Source organism: Psychrobacter pasteurii (assembly GCF_900162815.1).
GTDB classification, from domain to species: domain Bacteria; phylum Pseudomonadota; class Gammaproteobacteria; order Pseudomonadales; family Moraxellaceae; genus Psychrobacter; species Psychrobacter pasteurii.
The window spans coordinates 1-237 of record NZ_FUGD01000216.1 but is presented as its reverse complement, the minus strand read 5'-3'; the positions used below and the strand labels follow the sequence as shown (position 1 = coordinate 237).

The window sequence follows — 237 nt, the reverse complement described above, 5'->3', positions numbered from 1 at the left end:
CATCACAGTGTTTTCAGCCAGACTTTACGGTTCACCTAGTAAGAAGAATAAAAAACTCATTGAAGCGGTTAAGGCAAGTTTAGAATGATACGAGGTCATGTCATTGAGCTTAATCCAAACAACAAGCAAGCGACCTATTTTGCTAAGGCTTGCGGTATAGCTCGTCTTGCCTATAACTGGGCGTTAGCTCAGTGGCAAAGACAGTATGCTCAAGATAAAGCCTATCGTGATGCTTGC

At 42.6% G+C, this 237-nt stretch carries 1 protein-coding gene and 1 pseudogene; both read left to right on the top strand.

From position 1 onward, the window contains the following. Positions 1-88 (top strand): annotated as a pseudogene (locus tag A1232T_RS14030) (IS607 family transposase); the annotation flags it as partial. Continuing rightward, positions 85-237: helix-turn-helix domain-containing protein (locus A1232T_RS13495; RefSeq protein WP_167367092.1), on the top strand; the 153-nt coding region annotated here is incomplete at its 3' end. The pseudogene A1232T_RS14030 and the gene A1232T_RS13495, both read left to right, overlap by 4 nt.